Source organism: Mesorhizobium sp., assembly GCF_005063415.1.
Lineage (GTDB): Bacteria > Pseudomonadota > Alphaproteobacteria > Rhizobiales > Rhizobiaceae > Mesorhizobium.
On the sequence record NZ_SUEG01000186.1, the window covers coordinates 1 to 875 of the forward strand.

The following is an 875-nucleotide window of genomic DNA, read 5'->3' on the forward strand; positions in this document are numbered from 1 at the left end:
CAGGAAATTGACCTCGATGAAGCGGCCGAGATTGTCGGCGATGCGATTCTGGTTTTCTGGGATGATGGCCGTGTGCGGGATCGGCAGGCCAAGCGGCCGCCGAAACAGCGCCACCACCGCATACCAGTCGGCCAGCCCGCCGATCGTCGCCGCTTCGGCGAAAGCGGCGACGAAGCCCAGCCACGCATGTCGGCTCTCGAGCGATTTCGCCACAGCAAAGACCAGCACGCAAAACGCGAGTGCTGCGGCGGCAAGGAATTTGGTGCGCCTGAGCGCCGAAAGCTTGGCATCTGCATCGGCGTCGAACCGGACGGACGCGACGGATGCAAATGCCGGGGCTGGTCGTGACATGATGGGCCGCTCCTGATCGTGTATGCGAACTTATCTAGTGTCGCCTGCCCCAGAAAGCGCGCCGCTGGTTCCGGTGCGCGCAATCGTGCACGCAAACTTGACGCCGGAATTCATCTATTATGCAGCGCCAGTCTGGAATTGTTCCAAACTATAGGCCATATTGACGCCAACCACTGTTATGTGAGGACACAATGCGGCTTACCCGTCAGACCAACTACGCCATGCGCATTCTGATGTATTGCGCCGCCAACACCGAGCGGTTGAGCCGCATCCCCGAGATCGCCGCCGCCTATTCGGTATCGGAACTTTTCCTGTTCAAGATCCTGCAGCCGCTGGTCGAAAACGGCCTGATCGAAACGGTGCGCGGCAGGAATGGCGGCGTCAGGCTCGGCCGCGCGGCCGAATCGATCAGCCTGTTCGATGTCGTGCGGGTGACGGAGGAAAGCTTTGCCATGGCCGAATGCTTCGAGAACGACGCCGCCACCAGATCGGCGATCGTGTAGCGCGACAGCACGGCGAAGAAC

At 60.9% G+C, this 875-nt stretch carries 1 protein-coding gene and 1 pseudogene; one reads left to right on the plus strand and one right to left on the minus strand.

Going from position 1 to position 875, the window contains the following annotated elements:
• On the minus strand, positions 1-351 hold a 351-nt coding region (locus E5W70_RS28740; protein WP_292664685.1), incomplete at its 3' end, for a DUF445 family protein.
• A gap of 191 nt (positions 352-542) precedes the next feature.
• Here E5W70_RS28740 and E5W70_RS28745 point away from each other — a divergent pair.
• Positions 543-875 (plus strand): annotated as a pseudogene (locus tag E5W70_RS28745) (Rrf2 family transcriptional regulator); the annotation flags it as partial.